Below are 1589 nucleotides of genomic sequence, written 5' to 3'. Positions count from 1 at the left end.
CCAAGATTCATGCCGACGACACCCCCGTGCCGGTGCTGCAGCCCGGGCGCGGCAAGACCAAGACGGGGCGCTTGTGGGTGTACGTCAGAGATGACCGTCCGATCGGCTCAAGTGCGCCACCGGCGGCCTGGTACCAGTACACCCCGGATCGCAAAGGCGAGCATCCAGAGCGCCACTTGAAGAAATATCGCGGCATTCTCCAGGCGGATGCCTATGGCGGCTGGGGCAAGCTGTACGCCTCAGGACAGATCACCGAGGCAGCATGCTGGGCGCACGCGCGCCGACCGTGGTGGGACCTGTACCTGAGCAGCGGCAAAGACGAGACGTCTATCGCAGCACAGGCGCTCAGACGCATTGCCGATCTGTATGCCATCGAGCGTGACATTCGGGGAAAGCCTCCCGACATTCGACAGGCCCAACGCCAGGCGCGTGCCGGGCCGCTGCTGCAGGAGATGCACGTCTGGTTGAGCCAGTTGGTTGGTCGGGTGTCGGCCAAATCGGAGTTGGCCAAAGCCATTGGCTACAGCCTAACGCGCTGGCAGGCTCTGACGCGGTATTGCCAAGATGGGCGCATCGAGATGGACAACAACGCAGCAGAGCGGGCATTGCGCGGGGTGGCTTTGGGACGGGGCAACTACCTGTTCATGGGATCGGATGCCGGCGGCGAGCGAGCGGCGGCGATCTACAGCCTGGTGCAAACCGCCAAACTCAACGGGATTGACCCCGAGGCCTACCTGCGGGAGGTGCTCGGCCGCATAGCCGACCACCCCATCAACCGCATTGATGAGTTGCTGCCCTGGAACCTGATGCGGCAGTCCCGTCAGGCGGATCAACAACGCAAGGCGGCATGAGCGTGTCTGGCATTGACCCGCGGGTGCTGGACGCCCTGCAGAACGCAAGCAGCCTGGAGCTGTTCCAGCTCAGCACGCTGATCGAGCGGCTGCTGGCCGACCCACGCCGCATCATTGCCGTGCGCAAGGACATGAACCTGGGTCAAACCGTGCGCTTTGTGGACTGGCGCGATGGCAGTCTGCGAGAAGGCAAGGTGGTGGCCATGCGTGACACGCAGGTCACGTTGCAAGACCTGCGCGAGCGCAAAGAGTGGAAGTTGCCTTACGCCGCGATCGAACCGCCCTTGCCCGATCCTGCAACACGCCCTCAAGCTGTGGCGCCAGAGCCGCCGGCCGCCCCCCGACCGACGCGCAACGACTTTCGCTGCGGCGAGAAGGTCGCCTTTGAGGACAAGTACCTGCAGACCGTGGTGGGCACCATCGTGCGCATCAACAGCCGCACTGCAACCATCGACCCCGGTGATGGCACGCAGTGGCGCGTAGGCTTCGGCTTGCTGCGACACATCCTGGACGTCTGACTATCCCATAAGGACCTCGTCAAGAGGGTGCTGAGCTGACGCTTACGGGCAGCGGGTCGAGGCCGAGGTTGATCTGGTCCATGGCCCCGATCCTCGCTCATCCGATGCTTGCCTGCCACCGGGCCGGGAGGTTTTGCAGAACCTCCCTAGAGCGTGTTATGAACTTGATAGCGCCTGCGGTAGATTCGCCCAATGGCAAGGCGTAAGCAGTATCCGACGG

The 1589-nt window shown here is 63.6% G+C and carries 2 protein-coding genes; both read left to right on the top strand.

Going from position 1 to position 1589, the window contains the following annotated elements; genetic code table 11:
- Positions 1-851, top strand: an 851-nt coding sequence (locus AVS7_RS13530) for an IS66 family transposase (protein ID WP_020228944.1), incomplete at its 5' end; no start/stop codon positions are given.
- The gene (locus AVS7_RS13525) at positions 848-1369 is read left to right on the top strand and encodes a hypothetical protein (protein WP_008903585.1); all 522 of its coding nucleotides are present in this window, start codon (positions 848-850) and stop codon (positions 1367-1369) included. The genes AVS7_RS13530 and AVS7_RS13525, both read left to right, overlap by 4 nt.
- The last annotated feature ends 220 nt before the right edge of the window (positions 1370-1589 follow it).

The organism is Acidovorax sp. MR-S7, from assembly GCF_000400995.2.
Classification (GTDB): domain Bacteria; phylum Pseudomonadota; class Gammaproteobacteria; order Burkholderiales; family Burkholderiaceae_C; genus MR-S7.
This window is presented reverse-complemented; position numbering and strand designations above follow the sequence as displayed.